This window comes from Mixta mediterraneensis (genome assembly GCF_030283135.1).
Lineage (GTDB): Bacteria > Pseudomonadota > Gammaproteobacteria > Enterobacterales > Enterobacteriaceae > Pantoea > Pantoea mediterraneensis.
Genome location: NZ_JASUAZ010000006.1, coordinates 130,945 through 151,684, shown reverse-complemented (window position 1 = coordinate 151,684; position 20,740 = coordinate 130,945). Strand labels below are relative to the sequence as shown.

Here is a 20,740-nt window from a genome sequence, read left to right as displayed (position 1 = left end):
GCCAATGGCCACGTTACTTGATGGAAAACGGGTCTGGGCAGAAAAGAATCTGAACCAGATTTAATCTGACAGACACCTGTATAAATAACCGGTAACTGTCAGATCAGGTCTGAGCTAGTACATATAACGATTACCATTTGATTCTTTGCCGGTGGTCTTGCGCACATGAAGTAAACCCATCTCAGAAGACTGGATTAACTTTGCGGTGGTAGAGCACTTCCCACAGCAGCGATATCAGCTCTTCCTGCCTGATATCCACGGCTTCACTGGCGTCATATTTAGCCATTAGCTCATTGATCCGCTCAACAGATAATGGCCCTGCGGAATTTACCGCTGAACGGGAAGACGGGAGACAGCTTTCTTCAGGCGGATGCTCTTCCCGCCATTTCTTTGCCGCCCTCTCATTCATCAACTGCCATTCGGGATATCGGTTAAATAGCTCACGCTCGGTACTGGTTCGTGCATCATGGCCTTCATCCGCCAGCCGCGCTGGTTGTGGCTCGCAGCTTTCAGACAGAGCAATATCTTCGGGAGCGTCAAACGCTTTTAACCCCTTGCAGGTGCAGCAAATGCGGTCATTAAAATAATACTTTTCCTTGTAGTGCAGCTCGTTACCACACTTGCGGCATCGCTTAATTTTGTTACTGATGAAATCAATTACTTCCTGCTCTCGCTGTTCTTCGTCAAACATACGCGCCGCCCCTGATTTCTGGTGCCAAACAACCTGTCCCACGCAACCGGATCCGCTTTTTTCAACATTTCCGCATAGCTGCCAACGGGATCATGCCTGATATCTCTGCTGTCAACATTGTGACTTAGTTTCATATGCTGCCACAAATCGGCAGTCTTACGGTCAGCGCCGTTATCTTTTCTGCGTCTCAGCTCTCCGCTGCTGGTTGCGGAGACAATAAAGCCATCAATTCGCAAACGCTCACCGCGTAGCAATAACGTTAACTGGCCTATGCTCAACTCTATGCCTACAGATCTGGCAAAATCATCCAGCGCCGTAATGCGATCCGCGGGCACAGGGGCAAGCCCGGCAACAGCAGGCATATCCCTTTCCTGCTGCCGCAATTCCTGAGCAACTTTTAGATAACTCTCGGCCCTGGCCTGCTCAATATCATCACAATCTGATGCCGTAATGGCATTAGCCAGCGCCTCAAACTCGTCAGCAGGTGATTTTTGCCGTTCTGGTTTGTAGTTTCTGAGGCTTTCGTTGAGCCGTTTTTTCTGCTCACGGGTCATTTGACCAATTTCATACTGTTCAGGCTCAACCGGTGGGGAATTTTCACCCCCTAAATTTGTATGTTTTTTGACCTCCGTACAGTTATTGACACGAGTCCTAGAGGGCGCGGACGCGCCCCGAAGGTCAAAATCAAAGTCAACGGCCTGCCCGGAGTCGTCTAAAACTTCCGGTTTCTTACGCACAATGCGGTAGGTATGCAGGCGGGTTTCAATTGGTGGGATGTGAACGGCTGGCATCACCAGACCTTTGATAAGATCCAGATACTCGCCGTAATCATTCGGCTCGTCTTTCTGCTGGTACCAGATACGCAACGGCAGATCACGGCGGGCAACCAGTGCCCCGCCCTGCAATTGGGTATATTGCTGCCAGTCGCCAGCATCCGCTGCGCGGTGCAGCTCAGCAAACAGCGGGTTTATCTTGTCAGCCTGCTCCTGATTGCGGAACCGGCGCAGCTCACGCCAGACAGATACCGGCGCACCGCCCAAAAACTGAAACTGACGGATGCCCCAGCACGATGCCCAGGCGGTGGCGTGTTTTGATGTTTCTTTCAGCGGCCTGCCGCTCTCGTCGTCGCTTTCACCGTCTAGCGCGTAGCCGTCAATATTCTTACTGATGTACTTCACCACGTAGCCGGTGGCGCTGCCGATTTCCTGATCGATCGGCTTCATATCAAAACGTGGCTGATTGCCGTGCTTACCCTGCAACTCTTCCGCATCCTCGCGGGTAGCATAGTCTTCCATCACTTCCAGCAGTTCGGCGGAATGTTCCGGCCGGGAGAACAGCAGGCCGTGCCAGTGCGGCGTACCATCGTGGTGAGACTCAGCCACTCGCAAACCAAAGACCGGAATTTCACGGCGGGCCAGCTCAGCGCGGATCTGTTGCCATACCCGATTAAGATAACGCTGCGTGGCTCTTGGGCTGGCACCATTCCATTTGGCATTACGATGACCGAATACGGTATATGCGTGGTATTTGGATGGTGCTGTCAGAGTAAAAAACTGGCCCGCGTAGCCGCTTTCGGTGGCAACCTTCTCAAAGCCGCCGATACGGGTCATAAGTTCAACGCGGCGCAATGCCGGGTTAGATATGCTCTTATCGATCTGCTCAATAAGCGAAATACGCTCTTTAGTGTCCTGGTCTTCCAGCTCAAGACGGGCCATGATTGTGCGGCTGCGCTTGCGTCTGGCATCCCACTCATCAACGTGGTGCTTACTGCAATACGGCGCAGCGCCTCGCTTTACATCACCAAAGGCAATATGCAGGTGCTCACGCCAGCGCGCGGCGTACTTTTTCAGGTTACGGTGCCAGTAGCGATCATCCAGCATCTTACTAATGCCAGTAGTTGCCTCATCAATAAACAGCGCACCCCGGCAATACTTTGCCCAGCTCGGAGGCATCAGGAAGAAAATCCGCGCGAGGATAGCCGCTTCGGTGTAAAGGTATCCGGCATATTTCCGATCACTCTGAGTCTCTACCGTTTCATGAACTTCACTCAGCACAGACCGCATATAAATAGCGATATCCTGCGCCAGTAGCTCAACATCTTCCGGCGTGAAGTCCGGCAGGTGGTTAAAGCGTTCAACCAATCCATGCAGAGTGTTAAACGTGTGGTAAAGCGGGTTTAACCCTTTGAATGCTGTATCAGCCTGAGATTTGGCCTCATCGGTCATCGCAATAGCGTATTGCTCATTCACCATGTTGATAGGCGGCAGATCCCTGCGGATGATATCGCGCAGCGCCAGACGGGCTATGTGCCTCCCCTTCATGGTATGAATGCTGTCAATGCGGGAAGCCAGACGCAGGCGAATAAAGCGAGGTAGCGGCGCAAGGGCTGTTTTTACCCACGCCAAAAACTCCTGTTCTTGACCCAGCTCGACTAGATCAACAACGGGAGTCTTATCAACACAAATGGCAGCTTTCGGCTTCTGCCATTCGTAATCGTACCGGGTAACGTCTGGAGCACTACCCGGATACGGAGGGGGCGGCGTCGGAGCGCTGCGCCCACTTGCTGCGGTGGTCATCGTGCGCCCACGTACCGATCAATCATCTGGTGCTGAATATCCAGCCCCAATTTTTCAGCAAGCGCGTATTCTGCCTTTGCCCCAGCAGACTGCTGCCAACCGTCCAGCATGAAAATGCCATCAGCGCAACGGAGCATGGCAAGGCAGATATCCATATACTCCGCTTGTTCTAAGCCATCCGGCAGGATCGCAGGGTTAAGAGCAACGTTTCCACGCCGTACAATGTGCGCGGCGGCACGGTGAAACGCAGGGCGATTAAAGCCAGGCAATCCGCTCATTGGGCCAGCGATATAGATTTTTGTCATTACAGAGCCTCCATTTCTGAATCGTCTGCAATGCCCAGGCATTCCCCGCAGCTCTCACAGTTTCCGCAACCACCTGCCGGGCATCCTTCAACGATGCCCAAAGTGCCGATCACTTCTTTGGCCTTCTGGCGGTTGCTGGCGTCAGTGCTAACAGAGCGCTGCACGTCGATTTCATGCAGGTGGAAGCGGTGGTAAATCTCGCGGGTGGTTTCGGTGTCACTGTTGGAAATGACCACCGGCGCGCCATATTTGCGGTTCACTTTCAGCAGATCCGCCGCTAACTGGCGGTGGTGCTTCTCGGTGAATGGCTCAGTGTGGTATTGGGTGAAATTAGCGGTTTCGCTGACAGGCAGGTACGGCGGATCGCAGTAGATGGCTTCATCCGTTCCAACCATCACTTTGAGGGTGTTTTGAAACGAGCTGCACAGAAAAATAGCTTTGGTGTCGTTGGCCTTCTCAGCAAACTGGCGGATCTCCGCTTCGGGGAAGTAAGGCGCGGTTTTGTGCTGACCAAACGGCACGTTATAACCGCCGCTCTGGTTGTAACGCACCACGCCGTTGTAGCCGTGGCGGTTGAGGTAGAGAAACAGGGCCGCGCGGGCCACATCAAGCAAACCTTTTGTACCGTTGAAAATGCGGCGGTTCTGTAAGTATTCCTCTTTGGAATTGCCGGTCGCAAAGAGCGGGCGGGCAAGATCAATCACCAGCTCAGGGTTGCTTTTTACCTCACGATATAGGCGGATCAGATCTGGGTTGATATCCGCAAGGATATAGCGGCGATAATCGGTATTGAGGAACACGGAAGCGCCGCCAACAAAAGGCTCAACGAGGCAACCAGCCTTTGGTAAATGCGGCAGTAATTCAGGCATCACGCGGCTTTTGCCACCGGGCCATTTTAGGAGGGAACGGATCATAATGCCGCCCCCATAGCGCCTTTAGCTGCGAGACTTTTTAGGTTGTCTGAGAGCTGGGCGATCTGATTCCACACATCAGCGGCAGCGTTATGCTTTTCAGAATCGACAAGCCGATTTGAGGCATACCCACAGACAGTAAGCGCAACCTCTTCAACCGTCCTAACGTCGCGGGCATTCCAGAAATTCCAGACCGGTTTTAAACCTACAGCGCGCAGTGCGTTGTAGATAATCGGCATATCGTAATCAGTGCCGCGCGCCCAGACTTTCACGCTCGCGAGATCACAATATTCCAGGATAAACATATTTAATTCACTAAGAGCTACAGGGAGGGAGCAAGCTCCTTCTTTGATTACTTCCGCTCGTACTTCTCCCGACTGCTTAAACCACCATTTGATTGTTTCAGCGCCCAGCGTTCCGCCGAATGCCTCACTGCTTTCAATAGCAATGCGCCGGTACATTGAGGCGGAAACTGCACCTGACATAGGGTCAAAGATTGCCGCAGCGATAGACGCGATCGCCGCAGTCGGCTTGTTATCCATAGCTTCAATATCAATCATTACGTGTTTCATCGCGTTAAACTCCGTAAGGGTTTGGGAAATAAGGACGCTGCAATTCTTCAATGCAGTGCTGGCGCAGGTTGCAAATAAAATTAGTGGTTACTGATCCATTGGCTGAAAGGGTTAACTCACCATCGCGGCGGGTTTTAATAGTTAATCCTTCATTTTCGATAGCAGGTAAAAGAACGTGCAGAATGAAGCTATATTGATCACGTCTGGTCATAATCTCTTCCTCGAAAAAAGAATGAGTTGAACCGCCGCCACTTAATAAAAAGGCGGAGAAAACAGAGTTGATTTTTTAAAATCGAATTACTTAATTAGCTTTTTAAATAAGCCAGCCAGTTTAAGCAGGAAGCTTTTATTTATTCTTTGGGTATAAATAAACGGTTTATTTTTACCTTTGATAAATTGAACCTTCGCCGGTTCGGGCTTAAAAAATCTTCCGTCCGGCGTTTCCAGCCAGCCGCGAGAGTTTTTGAAGTGTGTGACCTGGCAACCATGCTTTAACAGGCTGGCAAGTGATGGAGCGTTATCATTCATATCGTGTACCTGCTACAGTTGCCTACGGGCTTTTAGTTCCACTTCTGTGCGGCGGGCCTTGCATTCAGTAAGCGCCTTAATTCTTCTCTGTTTTACTTTCCTGCAATGAAGGCGGATTAAAAACTGAATTAAATGCAACATGAGAACAGCAAAGAGAAAAAGTCCGATAATCATTTCAATCATCATAATTTTTTCCACGCCTTAAACCTTCAATCGTTCGCATTGCTTCAGCCAAGGCAAAGTCACGCCCATAATAATTATCAATACCGCCGTTATCATCCCGCTTATTTATCAGATATGCATTACTTCGATTAAAAATATTGCGTGAAGATTTTCGGATAGTGAAGCCGGAATATACATAAACGTTTTTGCTTACCTGAACCAAGCCCGGAATGCTTCCGGCATGTGACCCATGTTGTGAATAGCGCTTTTTCATTTAATAGTCCTTTCAGCTATTAGCAATCGCATCTTTAAGCATGGCGACCATATTTACTTCAACCTTTGCGCCGGAAAGCTCCTTAGGCCGAATGATGATTCTCCCGTCTTTCACCATATCCCGGCATGTCTCGAAGGGTATTCCGGTCACTCTGGCGTACTCCTTAAGGGAAAGATAAGGAGCCAGTACGTTTAAATTGATTGTGATGTTTTCCATAGAAACACCTTGATCAGTCCGCGTTAGCTACTTCCATGCCCCGCAAAAAAATCATGCGCGCCATGCTGGAGATCGAACGGCATTCTTTGGTGGCTAACGCCTCAAGTAACGCGCGTTCTTCGGTGGTCAGCCGCATAGGGATAGGGTTGCCAGAAGATAACCCCTTAGGAAGTCGTGACCTTTGGATGTTCTCGTCTTGTGTCATAGTGGTATATTGTGATCTGCTAAGTATCCGTAAAAAACATCATTGATCACTATAGGTGTCAATGTCAACGATGAAAGAATAAAATGACAACTTTAGGTTTCAGGTTGCGAGAGGAAAGAGATCGTCGGGGGCTTAATCAAACTGATTTTGCAGCCTTAGCTAATGGTTCACGTGGTGCCCAGGCAGCTTATGAACGCGATGAAAAAATACCTGGTGGCGGCTACCTCATGGCATTGGCAGCTTCTGGTATTGATGTGCTGTACATTTTGACAGGTCAAAGAATACCTAAAACGGGAGCGCTATCAGATGATGAACAAGAACTTATCCGAATTTATCGTGATGCTCCTTTGGCGGTAAAAGCAGCAGCTCTCGCAGCTCTCACGGCTGGCAGTTCTGTAACAAACTCAATCAGCGTATCAGGCCAAGGCAACCGCGTAGCGGGCAGGGATTTCAACGAAAAAAATAAGTGAGGGAATGCTTATGCCGGTCAATTCTACTGGTGAGCAAAACCGTGTCGCAGGACGCGATTTCAATGAAAATAAGATTCGAATAGATCAGTTTGATGGTCGTCACACAATCAATGTTTCACTTCCAGAAAAGGAAGAAGACAAGCGCCCTCTTGTTAAGGCTCAACGCAAGGAGCTAAACAGCCTTGTAACAGCTATAGCTGAAGCTGATGGTAGCGAAGCGTTTATTATCTGGCAGAAAGTCCATGCCGAGGTAGGTGTTAATTGTATTGGAGATATGACCGTTAATCATTATCGGACAACGGTTAGCTTCCTCCAGGCCATGCTGGACCGGTGCAAAGAAAAAGACGCCAGCAAAGCATTGGTCGGTCTTCTTCTTCGAAACAGTGAAAATAATGAGATCAGACAAAAGTTGATTCGCTACTACCATATCCATTTTGGCACCGGGAGATTGAATGACCTGACACGCTCTCAACTTCAGCTCGCTTTGTCTTGGCTCGATCAACAGCGACATGAAACAACCTCATCGCCAACGGTTCCAAACAAACCGGCTCGGTTTAGTATCCTTGAACTACTGCATAACTATCCGATAGAAATAGCAGCAATTTTTATCTCTGGTGTTTTATTAGGTACTTTTATTTTTTGACTTCATGCAGGAAATTAAAAAGATGCAAACTATATGTTTCACTGGATTCGATAAAAAAATAAAGGCTGAATTAATTAGAATAGCCGAAAACGGTAATTTTACAGTTCGAACTAATGTTGTAAGTGGTTTGGTTTTCCTATGCTGTGGTTCAAATGCAGGTCCAAGTAAGATAAACAAAGCAAAGGAGATCGGTGCTACGTTAATCTCTGAAATTGAATTCAGATCTCTTGCATCCGACATCGACTCCGTAATATTACCCACTGGCAATTCTGAGATAGTAACGATTAATAAGGACTATTCGCCCCAACCAGCACCCATAACAAGTATTCATGATGCACATCCGCTATTAGATCACCTTTGGTCGGCCATCGATGGCAGTAAACGAATTTCAATTATTTACCATGGAGGGAGTAATAGCGGTTCATGCAGAGATGTTATTCCACTATCTTTGAATGAAAATTTTGTAATGACGGCTGCTGACTTAAAAGATTCCAATAGAGCTGTTAAATCATTTTCTATAGAGAATATTGAGGTTCCCGGAATTGAGCGCTTAGCTCTATCTGACGCAACCGGCACAAGGCGTCGCTCTCACAAGCAATACAGTATTGGAAAATTTAAAGATATAGGGGAGGTTTATCTCGCCTTGAAAGACACCTTAGATGGGATGGGGTGGCATGTTGCTACATATGAAGAGGATGGTGTGTGTATTCGCCTTGATATATGCGATTATTTCAAGAATGGTAAGCCCCGTAAAACCCCTGTAGTAACTTTGTATTATGAGCCTGAAAATCAAAGTCGCCCTTACGTATGCAAATGCCGGGAAATACTCTTAGCCAATACATACAACAATCTCGACAATGCAGCGCTCATGTTCCTTAGATTAGCCCATGAAGCCTCATCACTTGAACCTGACGAGATAAAAGAATGACCGTCCGTAAACTTCCTTCTGGCAAGTGGCTTTGCCAGTGCTTCCCATACGGACGCGATGGGAAACGCATACGCAGGCAATTTGCCACCAAAGGTGAGGCGCTCTCGTTTGAGCGCCGTACCATGAATAACGCATCCGGCCAGGCGGTTAACGATAATGCGATAACGCTCTCCACATTCGTTGAGCGCTGGTATGAAATGCACGGCAAAACGCTAACATCTGGCGAAGAACGTAAAGTGAAGTTACTGGCCATCTGTGAGCGCTTGGGGGATCCGCTTGCTACCCATTTTGATAAAAACACATTTGCTGTTTACCGGGAAAGACGCTTGAGCGGTGAATGGAATCAGAAGGGAAAGAAGAAACTTAGTGAGGCGACAGTAAACCGCGAGCAGTCTTACCTTCACGCAGTTTTTTCGGAAATGAAACGGCTGGGAGAATGGGAAGGTGATAACCCGTTATCCGGGATCAGGCAGTTCAAGGAAGGGGATCAGGAGCTGGCTTTTCTGTATGAAGAAGAGATTGACCGGCTGTTAGCGGCGTGCGATCAATCAGCCAGCACAGATCTCGGCACCATCGTGAGAATTTGCCTGGCGACCGGCGCACGCTGGAGCGAAGCGGAGAGTTTAAAACAATCACAGGTTTTGCCTGGCCGTCTGACGTTTACTCAGACCAAAAGCAAAAAGAACCGTACAGTACCAATTTCCGACCAGTTACAAAAAACCCTACCCAAGAAGCGCGGTGCGCTTTTCTCCCCTGCTTACGAGTCATTCAAAGCAGCTCTGAACAGAGCCGGAATTGAGCTACCTAAGGGACAACGCACACGTGTGTTACGCCACACTTTCGCCAGCCATTTTATGATGCGTGGTGGCAACATTCTGGTACTTCAACAGATACTCGGTCATAGCACGATAATGATGACTATGCGTTACGCTCACTTTGCCCCTAATCATCTGGATGCCGCTGTTGCCCTTAATCCATTAGACAACCGTACAGATGCAAAATAAGCAGACCTGAAAAGCCTCTGCTGCCAGAGTGCTGCCATTTTGCTGCCATTAACCAAATTAAGGGTACAAAAAAACCACCGATTAAGGTGGTTTACGACATTACTAACATCTTGTTTTTATTAGGCTTTAAATATGGTGCCCGGGGCGGGACTTGAACCCGCACAGCCATACAGCCGAGGGATTTTAAATCCCTTGTGTCTACCGATTTCACCACCCGGGCAGGGTATAACTGGAGGCGCGTCCCGGAGTCGAACCGAGGTACACGGATTTGCAATCCGCTGCATAGCCACTCTGCCAACGCGCCTTAAACTGATGTGCCGTCAGGTTATCCTGACTTGCAAATTTGGAGCGGGAAACGAGACTCGAACTCGCGACCCCGACCTTGGCAAGGTCGTGCTCTACCAACTGAGCTATTCCCGCAAATCTCAGCGATTTCTTCAAACCCGCTGATTTTATTTATCTTCTGGCAGACACGCTGCCGTTCGATGCGATGCATTCTACTGACCTGACGCAATGAGTCAATAAAATTATCCTGACTCCGCGTCCGTTTGCTGCTTTTTAAATCGCATCGATCACCGTTCGAGCAAATCGCCACGCGCCGCGCTCAGATACTGAAACATTGACCAGAAAGTCAGCACGGCTGCAATGTATAATGCGACCACGCCAACGCCGACCACCGTGCTGTCAGGACGCCATAACAACGCAAATAACGAGAACATTTGGGCGGTGGTTTTCACTTTGCCAATCCAGGACACTGCCACGCTACTGCGCTTGCCAATTTCGGCCATCCATTCACGCAAAGCCGAGATAATAATTTCACGCGCGATCATGGTTGCGGCAGGCAATGTAATCCACCAGGAATGAAAATATTCAGCCACTAACACCAGCGCCATCGCAACCATCACTTTATCAGCCACCGGATCGAGAAAGGCCCCAAAGCGTGTGGTCTGCTTCCAGCGACGGGCAAGAAAACCATCAAACCAGTCAGTGACAGCGGCAATAACAAAAATCAATGCGGTAACAAACGGCGCCCAGTAAAACGGCAAATAGAAAGCCAGTACAAAGAACGGAATGAGGACAACACGAAACAGGGTGAGACACGTCGGTATGTTAAATTGCATATGCCGGTAACTGTCTGGAATGGGTAGAATTTAACGTATGTTCCTACATTGCCCACCCCGTTTCAATGCTAGTGTTTCAACGAATAGTAGATTTTTTCCGCTAAAGCGAAGGATATGCCGGGTACATTGGCGATTTCTTCCACCGAGGCATTCATCAAAGGCTGCAAGCCGCCCATGTATTTAAGCAGTTGCTGACGCCGTTTCGGTCCCACCCCTTCGATACTTTCCAGTGCGCTGGTGTTCTTTACTTTCGCCCGTTTTTTTCGGTGGCCCGAAATTGCATGATTGTGAGCGTCATCACGAATATGCTGAATAACATGTAGCGCTGGCGCATCTGGCGGCAATGAAACACCCTCGCCTTCTGGTTCAAAGAACAGCGTTTCCAGTCCGGCTTTGCGATCGCTACCTTTCGCCACGCCTAATAAAACAGGGCGTGATTTATCCCATGGCACGTCCAGTTCGGCAAATACCTGCCTGGCCTGCGCCAGCTGTCCTTTGCCCCCATCAATCAGGATCACGTCGGGAATTTTGTCTTCTTCAATCGCTTTACCATAGCGACGGCGTAGCACCTGATTCATTGCGGCATAATCATCGCCAGGCGTAATGTCGCTGATATTGTAGCGTCGGTAATCCGCGCGCAACGGCCCATTTTGATCAAAGACCACGCAGGACGCGATAGTCTGCTCACCCATGGTATGGCTGATGTCGAAACACTCCATCCGGCTGATTTTGTCGAGTTCAAGAAACGTCGCCAGTGCTTTCAGACGTTGCTGAATCGTCGAGTGCTGCGATAACCGCGTCGTTAATGCCGTAGCGGCATTAGTACGAGCCAGTTTCAGATAACGGGCACGGTCACCGCGCGGTTTACTCTGAATATTGACGCGGCGTCCCGCCAGTTCACTCAGTGATTCCGCCAGCAGTTCACGCTCTGGCAAAGTAAAATCGAGCAAAATTTCGCCCGGCAAGGTACGCGCCTCACTGCCTTGCAGGTAGAACTGTCCGACAAACGTTTGCACCACCTCTGCCAGATCCGTATCCACAGGGACTTTGGGAAAGTAGCTACGGCTGCCTAATACTTTGCCCTGGCGAATAAACAGCACGTGCAAACATGCCATGCCTGCGTCGTAAGCCACGCCTATCACGTCGAGATCATCCCCCTGATTGGAGACAAACTGCTTCTCAGTGATACGCCGGACGGCCTGGATTTGATCGCGTAGCCGGGCCGCCTCCTCAAAGCGCAGACCCATGCTCGCCTCTTCCATTCGTTTCACCAACAGGTTAAGTACCTGATCGTCTTTACCAGCCAGAAACAGCCGCACATAATCCGTTTGCTGCGCATACTCTTCCTCACTGACTAAGCCAGCAACGCACGGGCCAAGGCAACGACCGATCTGATATTGCAGACAAGGACGTGAGCGGTTGCGGTAGACGCTGTTCTCACACTGGCGTACAGGAAAAACTTTTTGCAGCAGTGCCAGCGTTTCGCGCACGGCATAACCGTTTGGAAACGGACCGAAATATTCGCCTTTTGCATGTTTAGCGCCGCGATGCATCGCCAGGCGTGGATGGGTATCGCTGCTCAGGAAAATATAGGGATAAGATTTATCGTCACGCAGCAGCACGTTATAACGCGGCTGATAGAGCTTGATGTAATTATGCTCCAGCAGCAGCGCTTCGGTTTCAGTGTGGGTTACGGTGACATCGATATGCTGGATATTACTCACCAGCGCTTCGGTTTTACGGCTGCCAACCTGGCGACGAAAATAGCTGGTAAGACGCTTTTTCAGGTCTTTGGCTTTGCCGACATAGATCACGGTTCCCGAGGCGTCATACATACGATAGACGCCGGGCTTGCTGGTTACTGTACTCAGAAAGGCTTTGGCATTAAAAACGTCATTCACTACTGATTAACGGCTCCGCATTGAACAGGCCATGTCGAATGGCCAGATGCGTTAACTCTACATCACCGCTGATATTCAGTTTGCTGAACATACGGTAACGATAGCTGTTAACGGTTTTAGGACTGAGATTTAGCTGCTCGGAAATTTCTGTCACCTTTTGTCCTTTGGTGATCATCAGCATAATCTGCAATTCCCTTTCCGACAAACAGCTAAAGGGGGATTCGGTTTTTTGCGGTTCAATCTGGCTTAATGCCATCTGCTGTGCAATATCAGACGCAATATAGCGCTGACCGGCGTTGACTGAACGAATGGCATTGACCACTTCCTGCGGCGCAGCGCCTTTGCTCAGGTAACCGGCGGCGCCAGCCTGCATCACTTTTGCCGGCAGTGGATTTTCGGTGTGAATGGTCAACATGATGATTTTGATGTCGGGATTATAGCGCACGATTTTTCGCGTCGCTTCCAGCCCGCCAATACCGGGCATATTCATATCCATCAGAATAACGTCAACCTGATGCGTGCGACACCATTTCACCGCATCTTCGCCACAGCAGGCTTCGCCCGCAATCATCAGACCTTTAATATCTTCCAAAATGCGGCGAATACCGGCGCGGACCAGTTCATGGTCATCAACAAGCAGCACACTGATCAACGAGAAACACTCCGCAGGCTAAATAAAGAGGAAGTAATTAACGATAACAAACAGCAATCATACCTGCTTTTAACTTAAAAGCACATCAACAAAGCGAAAGGGTAACGCTATTTCCTGATTTACATCAAACCAACAATAACGTAGAGATAAAACAGTTTTCCTTTCATAATTTGTTGAACTTTTTAATTGAAAAATATTTATTTTTCAATTAAATAAAAATAAAAGCCAGCCAGGGAGTTAATCGCTGTGCTTTATTACTCTTCCAGTCAAACTAAATGATTGTGCGGCGACATTGATAAATACTTCTGGTTTAAGTGCCCGGCAGGAATAAGCGAAGCGGGAACACCTTCTCGTCATTTGCACTGTGATATACTCACCCACTGTTGTGCGGGCAGATTGCCGACACGTAGTCAATCAACAAGGAGAATTTATGAGCGACGAAGATTTTGCAACCTCGCAGGAGACACAGAAACTGGCTGACGAAGTAGCCTGCCTGAAGATGATGGTGACTCTAATTCTGAAAGGAATGGGCCAGGCAGATGCCGGGAAAGTAATTATCAATATGGAGCGTTATGTTCAGACGCTTGGCGATAAACCGCAGGCCGAAGTGTTCAGCAATACCATAAAACAGATTAAAACCGCTTACCGCCAGTAGGCGGACTTTGCCCCCGCGTTGGGGGCAAAGCCTCAATTGTATGATTGCCAGTTAACCGAAACGCCCAGTGAAGGCAGCACTTCTTCCGGGCTAAAACGACGCGTACCGCGATACTTTTCAGCCAACGCAGGTTGACTCACCGGAATGCGGATCGCGAAGAGATTATCTTCTGACTGAATCAAACCCGGCGTCAGCGGATCGTAAGCGACCTGATGCTGTTCAAACATTTTTTCCAGCATCGGCGTCGCCGAGCTAATAATATATTCTCTTCCGTTAAGCTCAGCCAGCTGCACGGCATGCCAGAGAATATTCAGCGGTAATTCTGGGTCGGCTTCCAGCCTTGCTGAATAGCGCGACATTTCCCACACTTTTTCGTGACTGAACGGCAGAACAATGCCTTCATTTTGTTCAGGCTCATACCACGGCATTAAACGTGCGCAGCCACAAATTCCTGCACGCGCATTCCAGGCAATTAACCAGGTCACATCTGAGCGATCATAACGGTCATATTCCTGACCCGGCGTGCTTAAACGAGGCGGAATCGACCACCCTTCGCCGCGAGCAAAAACGCTGTAACGGTAGCTGCCTAATTCGGCAAGCAAAGAGGATGGCATATCCTTTAATTGCGTTTGAATTATTTTCATCATGCGCCTTTAACATCCCCATGTTTACAATGATTTCTTTGCGCCAGCCTGGCAACGCACTGGCGCAGGGTAGACAACTGACTTAAACGAGGGAACTACTAAAATTGGTAGTTGTGTTTAATTAAATCAGTCCGATTGCCGCTGCATAACAGGCAATCTGCGTTTTATTGGAAACATTGAAACGTTTTTGCATATTCTTTTGGTGAAAATTCACTGTATGTTCGGAAATGGATAAAATAAGTGAAATTTCAACCGAGGTTTTACCTTCGGCGGTCCATTTTAAAATTTCCAGTTCACGCTGGCTAAAATCATTTTTCAGGACCAGCATCGCCTCATCACCTAAACGTTCTAATACACGTAAACTCAGCTCCGCCAGAAAGTGTAGTTTTACTTCCAGTTCTGTGTGGCGATGCTGCGTGATCAGCGGTTGGTGTGATGATACAGATAATATACCAATGGCGCGATTTAGTGCCATGGCAGAACAAGAAAAGCCGCTGAGCAAGCCAAACCCGCCCGCTTCTGCCCATAGATTTCCCGCGTCGGTAAACAGATCGGCTGTCCATTCAAGTCCTCTACCCGGTCGCTGACAAAAGATCAGAACCGGATCAACAGCAAAGTAATTCTGCTGTTCGTAATGCTTCACCCATAATTCGGGATAAGTACTGTGCAAATGAAAACGTGGCCGGGTAAAAGGCACCGGATGCTGGATCAGAAAAGCAAAGCAATCAAATCCTAATGATTCGGTATAGTTCTGTAACAACTGCTTTAATTGTGATGCAGCCGTTAAAGCTAAAAATCGATTTTCCGCCTCAGTCCTCCAGGCGAAATAACTCTCGGTGGCCATATTGCCTCAGCGTTATCCTCACGCAGGTGCGTTTGGTTATACATTCACGTTCGGTACGGAAAATTAATTGATCTGAATAAACATAGTGATTGAGCAATATGCTATCTCTCCAGTAAAAATACCCATGCTGTTTCAACAGGTGGGTTTCACTGAAAAATGAAACGGATAAAAATGATTAAAATTATCCCATTCATAGCTGAATTAAGCCCCGCACCCAAGCATAAGATTTTTCTGATGGGAATTCAATCCCTGAAAAAATATCGCTGATAAAATGATGGAAGAAAAGGACGCACTGCCATTCGCTAAATGCCTGGCTGGCGTGATTTTTGTTTATAACCAATGCATTAAAACTTAATGGATAATGAGAATGGATAATAAGCGGAACGACGGCAAAGCCATTAATTAATCGATAAGCCAGGAGGATCATCCATTCTGCTTCATCCACTTTCGAGCTACGCTTATGGAACGACCCGCCTTCAGCCTTAACCAGCCCCAAGGCCGGGCAACATAGCGACGGCTTTGCTACTGCTGTTAGACTTTAACCATCCGCTTTTGGGGTAGACTATGTTGGATCAGGTGGCATTATCCTTTTTAGTATTGGGCTTCTGCACAGCATTAATGATTATCAAAGATCTTTTCAGACACCCGCATCCGGTTCTCCTTATGAACATTATTTGGCCACTCACCGGCCTTTATATGCCGTTTATCGGCTGGCTGGCATGGTGGCACCTGGGTCGCCAGACTTTCCGTCAGACCAGACGTGCTTTACTGCTCCCTCAACATTCACCCTATAAAAACTGTTGGCGAATGATTTTTATCTCTACCCTATTTTCTGCCGCCGTCTGTTTTTTTGGCGACATAATAACACTGCCGATAATCACCCTTTTGAACCATATGCACTTTCCAGTTATTGTCTGGCATTCGGCCCTTATTTCGCTGAGCCTTTCATTGCTCACAGGCTTATTTTTGCAGACGGTTATTATTAAACAACGTGAAAAAATTTCATTATGGCGCACGCTTTTATTAGCAATAAAGAGCGAAGCCTTTCCGCTGGTTATTTATCAGTTAGGGATTTTTATCTTTATGGCTCTGGCCCTGAAGTTTGTATTAAATCAGCAAATCAACCCACTACTGATGAGTTTCTGGTTTATGTTGCAGCTGGCTATGATGACTGGCTTTGTTTTTTCCTGGCCAGCCAGTCATTTTCTGATAAAGCGCGGCATTACCCCGGCCGTATAAATTAACGGCAATATCCCGCGCCGCGCATGCCTAAATGAAAATGACTGGCGTGGGCGGCGTTGTAATCGGGTCCCAATGCGTTGCCATAAATCTGGCAGCCCGTTTGCCATAAACTGTGTAGTAATTGCGCCTTCTCTGCCGGTTGCTGCCAGTTTTTCCCTACCTCTAAACGCTGTCCATTAGCCAGTTGAAAACCTGTCACATCCCAGGCATCCGCAGTAGCATGCTCACTTAATTGTCCTTCAGCGCGATGATAAATATTACGACAGGCATAGCTGCCAACATGGCTGATGCGCACCAGCGGGCTTTGCTGCTGTTGGATCATTTCCTCACGGCTGCGCAGGACATACATCGTGCTGGCTACGGCCATTGGGCAGCTGGCCAGGAAACTGCTGCTGAGGTTCACCGGGCCGAACCTTGAAATGCGCAAGGGGGAATCCAGCGGGCAAGCACCGGTTACCGGTGGTCGTTCGCGAAAGCTGACTAACCCAGCCTGCCGGGCGCGGCGCATCACATCCAGACAGGATGCCGGATCATGCGTCAGCCGTTTCATTTTGAGTCGCGTCATCCAGCCGGGAGGGTCAGTAACCGCAAGCGGTGTAAAGGGATTAAACTGTGGTGGCAGATTTTTTTTAAGCCATGGCAAACTGCCCCAGCCTACCGCAATCATTACCAGTAACGGGGCTAACGCGCGCATTTTTTTCTCGCAGCATGATGATTCACAAAAGAAAAGTGTAGAAGCTCTGAGGCATTCCGTGCTGTATCTGCCATAAAGTGATTAAAGATTACACACTCTGGCGGAATAATGAGCTACGCAAACCAATCACATCGATGCATAAATGTGGCGAGGTCACAATAGTAAAAAACAATTACCGTTTTTCCGCTGCTTTCCACTATCTTATCCCGACTTGCCTTTATGGCAGGCTTGCCGAATAACAGCCAGCAGAGCTGACACAACATCAAGACAGGAAAGACAATTCTATGGTTGATCAATCTAAAGAAGCCTTAATAACGCAAGAAGGCCCAGACAAGCTGCGGCGCAATTTGCATAATCGCCATATTCAACTTATCGCTATTGGTGGGGCCATCGGCACCGGACTCTTTATGGGTTCAGGTAAAACGATTAGCCTTGCGGGGCCATCGATCATCTTTGTGTATATGATCATCGGTTTTATGTTGTTCTTCGTCATGCGCGCCATGGGCGAATTGCTGCTTTCCAACCTTGAGTACAAATCGTTTAGCGATTTCGCGGCAGATCTGTTAGGTCCATGGGCCGGTTACTTCACTGGCTGGACCTATTGGTTTTGTTGGGTGGTGACCGGCATTGCTGATGTGGTCGCGATAAGCGCCTACTTCCAGCTCTGGTTTCCCGGCTTTTCGATCGGAATGAGCGCCCTGCTTTGCGTGTTCGTTTTCCTTACGCTGAATATCGCCACCGTAAAACTGTTTGGTGAGATGGAATTTTGGTTTGCGATTATTAAAATCGTTGCCATTGTCGCACTGATTGTGACCGGAATTGTTCTGGTCTCAATGCACTATCCTTCGCCCGGTGGTGGAACGGCCTCGTTAAGCAATATCTGGGATCACGGCGGGATGTTCCCGAAAGGGCTGAGCGGCTTCTTTGCTGGCTTCCAGATTGCAGTCTTTGCCTTTGTCGGTATCGAACTGGTCGGCACTGCCGCTGCCGAAACGCACGACCCTCATAAGGTATTGCCGCGTGCCATTAATGCTATTCCACTGCGCGTAATTATGTTTTACGTATTAGCTTTGATGGTGATCATGGCGGTAACGCCGTGGACTGAAGTATTGCCCGATCGCAGCCCTTTCGTTGAGATGTTTATGTTAATTGGTCTGCCCGCCGCGGCCAGTATCGTGAACTTTGTCGTGCTGACATCGGCAGCGTCATCCGCTAACAGCGGTATCTTCTCCACCAGCCGTATGTTATATGGCCTGTCGCAACAGGGTGTCGCCCATCGCGCTTTTGGTCGTTTGTCTGCCCGCGCGGTGCCGACCACCGGGCTGTTTTTCTCCTGCCTGTGTCTGCTGGGAGGCGTGGCGCTGATCTACCTGATCCCGGATGTGATGACCGTATTTACGCTGGTAACGACCGTTTCGGCCATTCTGTTCATGTTTGTCTGGACAATTATTCTGTGCAGCTATCTGGCTTACCGTAAAAAATACCCGCAGCGTCATGCTGAATCTCATTTCAGGATGCCGCTGGGTCGATTTATGTGCTGGGTTTGCATCGCGTTTTTTGCCTTCGTGCTGGTGCTGTTGACGCTGCAGGAAGATACGCGCCAGGCGCTAATGGTTACGCCATTATGGTTTGCTTTGTTAGCGCTGGGATGGTTGCTACGCCGCCGCGCCAGCCGCTAAGCCACCTTAAAACAAGCCCGGTCAACAGTGACCGGGCTTTTTTACAGGCGATCGGCCAATGCGCTGAAGCTGTTGCGCAATGCGGGCCGTGCTGAAGGCAGCCGCTGTGGATGGGTTTCCGGCTGTTGCGGCGTGCCTAGGTTAAAAGTGAAAATATAATTTTGCCCTTCTCCCATGCGCAAATCGGCAATGGTAATGTTGCCATGCCTGGTGTTCATGGCATAAAAGCCGTGACTAAACCAGGCCACACGCTCGGCATATGCATTTCCTTTTAGCTGCTCAAACAGTTCAGGATGCCGTGGACGCCAGGTGATATGAAGCGGACGACCCGGCGATAATAGCGACCAGTACATTTCGCCGTAGCGATCCGGGGTGATCACCACGCTGCGCCACACCAGTGTATTAAACGCTGTGGGCGTCACCAGCACCTTGTCGGTAGGAATGCTCTGTTCTGCCAGCGCCTGTTTGATCTGCCCGCTGGCAATGCCCTGTATCACCACGCTCCACGCCAGATAAAGCGTACTTAATGCTAATCCGGCCTGATTCCAGCGTAGTCCGCGATCGCCACGGCGCCACAACGCCACACCGAGGCAAATCACCAGCGGTAAGGTATAAAGCGGGTCAACGATATACATGCTACCGATCGCGTAGGGATAATCGGTCACTGGCAGGCCCAGCTGAGTGCCATAAACCGTCATCAGATCCAGCAGCGGATGGGTAATCAACGCCAGCCAGATAGCTGGCCACCACGCTTGCCACGTTACACCACGACGCAATAGCCCTGCTATCAGCCATGCCAGCAGCGGCGAAACCAGCGTTAAATAGAACAACGCATGGCTTTCGGTACGATGCAACGTCATATTGCGAATCGCATCACCATGGTCAAGAAATACATCAAGATCCGGCAACGTACCGCAGACTGCGCCAACGGCGGCGGCTTGCCAAAGCGGTACACGTCGCCCCATGACCGCCACGCTGACGGAAGCCCCCAGGACAAACTGAGAAACAGAATCCATTTTCACTCCGTGGCAAATAATTTCATCGTCACACACTTAACGCACGCGGATACCTTCAATAATCATGCGCTGTACATTATTTACTGTCTGATCAAAAAACTGTGGATCGTTCAGCGTTTGTCCGGTAATTGCCTCCACCTGGCTGGCGAAATCAGCGTAATGCTGGGTGGTTGCCCATAGCATAAAGATCAAGTGCTGGGGTTGTACGCCCGCCAGCCGACCCTCAGCAATCCAGTGCTCGATAATTGCAGCTTTCTCGTCCACCAGCTGTTTGAGATCGCCCGCCAACTCGCCTTTTAGTAGCGGTGCGCCCTGGAGCATTTCCAGACAAAATAGTCGTGATGCCTGCGGGTAATCGCGCGACACCTCAAGTTTCAAACGAATATAGCGACGAATAGCTATCAGCGGATCCTGATCGTGGGCCAGTGCACGTAGCGGGGCCAGCCAGACGTCAAGGATCTCTTTCAGTACGGCTACGTACAAGGCTTCTTTGGAAGGATAGTAATAAAGCAGGTTTGTCTTGGAGACATCAGCCCGTTCGGCAACCTGGTCCAGGCTGGTGCCATGAATACCAAATTGCGAGAAAAAGGTGAGCGCGGCTTCCAGAATAGCGGCGCGCTTTGCCGCTACGGCTCGCGAACGACGCGTTGGTTTTTTTTCATCTGTTTTCACACTGTTATCTCATCCGTTCTGCGTCAGCGCATCATAGCAAAGCTCTCTGCCCCTGCCCAATCGGGCTATTGCACCTTTTTTGCTCATCTTGCATGGAAAATGTGCAGCTTATTTTGACCAAATGGTCCAAAACGG

The 20,740-nt window shown here is 49.1% G+C and carries 26 protein-coding genes and 3 tRNA genes; 7 read left to right on the top strand and 22 right to left on the bottom strand.

The window, feature by feature from the left end; translation table 11 throughout:
- Positions 1–181 precede the first annotated feature (181 nt).
- From QRY16_RS06625 to QRY16_RS06580, 10 genes are all read right to left on the bottom strand, one after another.
- On the bottom strand, positions 182–691 hold the full coding sequence (locus tag QRY16_RS06625; RefSeq protein ID WP_289776054.1) for a hypothetical protein: 510 nt from the start codon (positions 689–691) through the stop codon (positions 182–184).
- Positions 658–3,267: a replication endonuclease gene (locus tag QRY16_RS06620; protein WP_289776053.1), complete on the bottom strand. Its 2,610-nt coding sequence runs from the start codon at positions 3,265–3,267 to the stop codon at positions 658–660. Before QRY16_RS06620 ends, QRY16_RS06625 begins: the two co-directional genes overlap by 34 nt.
- Positions 3,264–3,572, bottom strand: coding sequence for a DUF4406 domain-containing protein (locus QRY16_RS06615; protein ID WP_289776052.1), 309 nt, complete (start codon positions 3,570–3,572; stop codon positions 3,264–3,266). The genes QRY16_RS06620 and QRY16_RS06615 overlap by 4 nt, the downstream gene beginning before the upstream one ends.
- Positions 3,572–4,486 (bottom strand): DNA adenine methylase, encoded by a 915-nt coding sequence (locus QRY16_RS06610; protein ID WP_289776051.1) that lies wholly within the window; start codon positions 4,484–4,486, stop codon positions 3,572–3,574. Before QRY16_RS06610 ends, QRY16_RS06615 begins: the two co-directional genes overlap by 1 nt.
- Complete coding sequence (locus tag QRY16_RS06605) at positions 4,483–5,043, bottom strand: 3'-5' exonuclease (protein ID WP_289776050.1); 561 nt, start codon at positions 5,041–5,043, stop codon at positions 4,483–4,485. Before QRY16_RS06605 ends, QRY16_RS06610 begins: the two co-directional genes overlap by 4 nt.
- Before the next feature lie 16 nt (positions 5,044–5,059).
- Positions 5,060–5,266 carry a hypothetical protein gene (locus QRY16_RS06600; RefSeq protein ID WP_193403239.1) on the bottom strand — a complete coding sequence of 69 codons (207 nt, stop codon included), beginning with the start codon at positions 5,264–5,266 and terminating at the stop codon, positions 5,060–5,062.
- Between the two features lie 86 nt (positions 5,267–5,352).
- The gene (locus tag QRY16_RS06595) at positions 5,353–5,583 is read right to left on the bottom strand and encodes a phage filamentation protein Fil family protein (RefSeq protein WP_289776049.1); all 231 of its coding nucleotides are present in this window, start codon (positions 5,581–5,583) and stop codon (positions 5,353–5,355) included.
- 175 nt (positions 5,584–5,758) lie between these two features.
- Complete coding sequence (locus QRY16_RS06590; protein WP_289776048.1) at positions 5,759–6,019, bottom strand: hypothetical protein; 261 nt, start codon at positions 6,017–6,019, stop codon at positions 5,759–5,761.
- A 12-nt stretch (positions 6,020–6,031) separates the two neighbouring features.
- Entirely contained in the window at positions 6,032–6,235 is a 204-nt protein-coding gene (locus QRY16_RS06585; RefSeq protein WP_289776047.1) for a DNA-binding protein, read from the bottom strand.
- Positions 6,236–6,248: 13 nt separating this feature from the next.
- Positions 6,249–6,371: a hypothetical protein gene (locus QRY16_RS06580; protein WP_289776046.1), complete on the bottom strand. Its 123-nt coding sequence runs from the start codon at positions 6,369–6,371 to the stop codon at positions 6,249–6,251.
- Between the two features lie 152 nt (positions 6,372–6,523).
- Here QRY16_RS06580 and QRY16_RS06575 point away from each other — a divergent pair, with 152 nt between their 5' ends.
- The 4 genes from QRY16_RS06575 to QRY16_RS06560 are packed head-to-tail and all read left to right on the top strand — an operon-like array spanning position 6,524 to position 9,485.
- Positions 6,524–6,910 (top strand): helix-turn-helix domain-containing protein, encoded by a 387-nt coding sequence (locus QRY16_RS06575; protein WP_289776045.1) that lies wholly within the window; start codon positions 6,524–6,526, stop codon positions 6,908–6,910.
- 10 nt (positions 6,911–6,920) lie between these two features.
- On the top strand, positions 6,921–7,553 hold the full coding sequence (locus QRY16_RS06570; protein WP_289776044.1) for a hypothetical protein: 633 nt from the start codon (positions 6,921–6,923) through the stop codon (positions 7,551–7,553).
- A gap of 22 nt (positions 7,554–7,575) precedes the next feature.
- Entirely contained in the window at positions 7,576–8,481 is a 906-nt protein-coding gene (locus QRY16_RS06565) for a BRCT domain-containing protein (protein WP_289776043.1), read from the top strand.
- Positions 8,478–9,485, top strand: a complete 1,008-nt coding sequence (locus QRY16_RS06560) for a phage integrase (protein WP_289776042.1) — start codon at positions 8,478–8,480, stop codon at positions 9,483–9,485. Before QRY16_RS06565 ends, QRY16_RS06560 begins: the two co-directional genes overlap by 4 nt.
- A gap of 133 nt (positions 9,486–9,618) precedes the next feature.
- Here QRY16_RS06560 and QRY16_RS06555 read toward each other — a convergent pair.
- The 6 genes from QRY16_RS06555 to uvrY form a co-directional block, all read right to left on the bottom strand.
- A tRNA-Leu gene (locus QRY16_RS06555) sits at positions 9,619–9,705 on the bottom strand.
- Positions 9,706–9,715: 10 nt separating this feature from the next.
- Positions 9,716–9,789: transfer RNA gene (locus QRY16_RS06550), tRNA-Cys, on the bottom strand.
- 40 nt (positions 9,790–9,829) lie between these two features.
- Positions 9,830–9,905 (bottom strand) — tRNA-Gly (locus QRY16_RS06545).
- Positions 9,906–10,057: 152 nt separating this feature from the next.
- The gene (gene pgsA, locus QRY16_RS06540; protein WP_289776041.1) at positions 10,058–10,606 is read right to left on the bottom strand and encodes a CDP-diacylglycerol--glycerol-3-phosphate 3-phosphatidyltransferase; all 549 of its coding nucleotides are present in this window, start codon (positions 10,604–10,606) and stop codon (positions 10,058–10,060) included.
- A gap of 68 nt (positions 10,607–10,674) precedes the next feature.
- Positions 10,675–12,507, bottom strand: a complete 1,833-nt coding sequence (uvrC, locus tag QRY16_RS06535) for an excinuclease ABC subunit UvrC (protein ID WP_193403251.1) — start codon at positions 12,505–12,507, stop codon at positions 10,675–10,677.
- Positions 12,500–13,159 carry a UvrY/SirA/GacA family response regulator transcription factor gene (gene uvrY / locus QRY16_RS06530; RefSeq protein ID WP_193403252.1) on the bottom strand — a complete coding sequence of 220 codons (660 nt, stop codon included), beginning with the start codon at positions 13,157–13,159 and terminating at the stop codon, positions 12,500–12,502. The genes uvrC and uvrY overlap by 8 nt, the downstream gene beginning before the upstream one ends.
- Positions 13,160–13,589: 430 nt before the next feature.
- Between uvrY and QRY16_RS06525 the strand changes: the two genes are divergently transcribed.
- Positions 13,590–13,814, top strand: a complete 225-nt coding sequence (locus QRY16_RS06525) for a DUF2594 family protein (RefSeq protein WP_193403253.1) — start codon at positions 13,590–13,592, stop codon at positions 13,812–13,814.
- A gap of 32 nt (positions 13,815–13,846) precedes the next feature.
- Here the strand turns inward: QRY16_RS06525 and QRY16_RS06520 are convergent, their stop codons facing one another.
- The 3 genes from QRY16_RS06520 to QRY16_RS06510 all read right to left on the bottom strand — a co-directional run bounded on the left by QRY16_RS06520 (position 13,847) and on the right by QRY16_RS06510 (position 15,747).
- Positions 13,847–14,458: an acyl-homoserine-lactone synthase gene (locus QRY16_RS06520; RefSeq protein ID WP_193403913.1), complete on the bottom strand. Its 612-nt coding sequence runs from the start codon at positions 14,456–14,458 to the stop codon at positions 13,847–13,849.
- 121 nt (positions 14,459–14,579) lie between these two features.
- Positions 14,580–15,302 carry an autoinducer binding domain-containing protein gene (gene sdiA, locus QRY16_RS06515; protein ID WP_289776040.1) on the bottom strand — a complete coding sequence of 241 codons (723 nt, stop codon included), beginning with the start codon at positions 15,300–15,302 and terminating at the stop codon, positions 14,580–14,582.
- A 190-nt stretch (positions 15,303–15,492) separates the two neighbouring features.
- On the bottom strand, positions 15,493–15,747 hold the full coding sequence (locus tag QRY16_RS06510; RefSeq protein ID WP_289776039.1) for a hypothetical protein: 255 nt from the start codon (positions 15,745–15,747) through the stop codon (positions 15,493–15,495).
- A gap of 218 nt (positions 15,748–15,965) precedes the next feature.
- On the opposite strand from QRY16_RS06510, the gene QRY16_RS06505 reads away from it, so the two are divergent.
- Complete coding sequence (locus QRY16_RS06505; protein ID WP_289776038.1) at positions 15,966–16,541, top strand: DUF4396 domain-containing protein; 576 nt, start codon at positions 15,966–15,968, stop codon at positions 16,539–16,541.
- A 1-nt stretch (position 16,542) separates the two neighbouring features.
- On the opposite strand, the gene QRY16_RS06500 is transcribed toward QRY16_RS06505, so the two are convergent.
- Positions 16,543–17,238: an extensin-like domain-containing protein gene (locus tag QRY16_RS06500; protein ID WP_289776037.1), complete on the bottom strand. Its 696-nt coding sequence runs from the start codon at positions 17,236–17,238 to the stop codon at positions 16,543–16,545.
- A gap of 284 nt (positions 17,239–17,522) precedes the next feature.
- On the opposite strand from QRY16_RS06500, the gene cycA reads away from it, so the two are divergent.
- Positions 17,523–18,917 carry a D-serine/D-alanine/glycine transporter gene (gene cycA, locus QRY16_RS06495; protein ID WP_289776036.1) on the top strand — a complete coding sequence of 465 codons (1,395 nt, stop codon included), beginning with the start codon at positions 17,523–17,525 and terminating at the stop codon, positions 18,915–18,917.
- A 41-nt stretch (positions 18,918–18,958) separates the two neighbouring features.
- Here the strand turns inward: cycA and QRY16_RS06490 are convergent, their stop codons facing one another.
- Positions 18,959–19,933: a metal-dependent hydrolase gene (locus tag QRY16_RS06490; protein WP_289776035.1), complete on the bottom strand. Its 975-nt coding sequence runs from the start codon at positions 19,931–19,933 to the stop codon at positions 18,959–18,961.
- A 36-nt stretch (positions 19,934–19,969) separates the two neighbouring features.
- Positions 19,970–20,605 (bottom strand): HTH-type transcriptional regulator RutR, encoded by a 636-nt coding sequence (rutR, locus tag QRY16_RS06485; RefSeq protein WP_289776034.1) that lies wholly within the window; start codon positions 20,603–20,605, stop codon positions 19,970–19,972.
- Between the last annotated feature and the right edge of the window lie 135 nt (positions 20,606–20,740).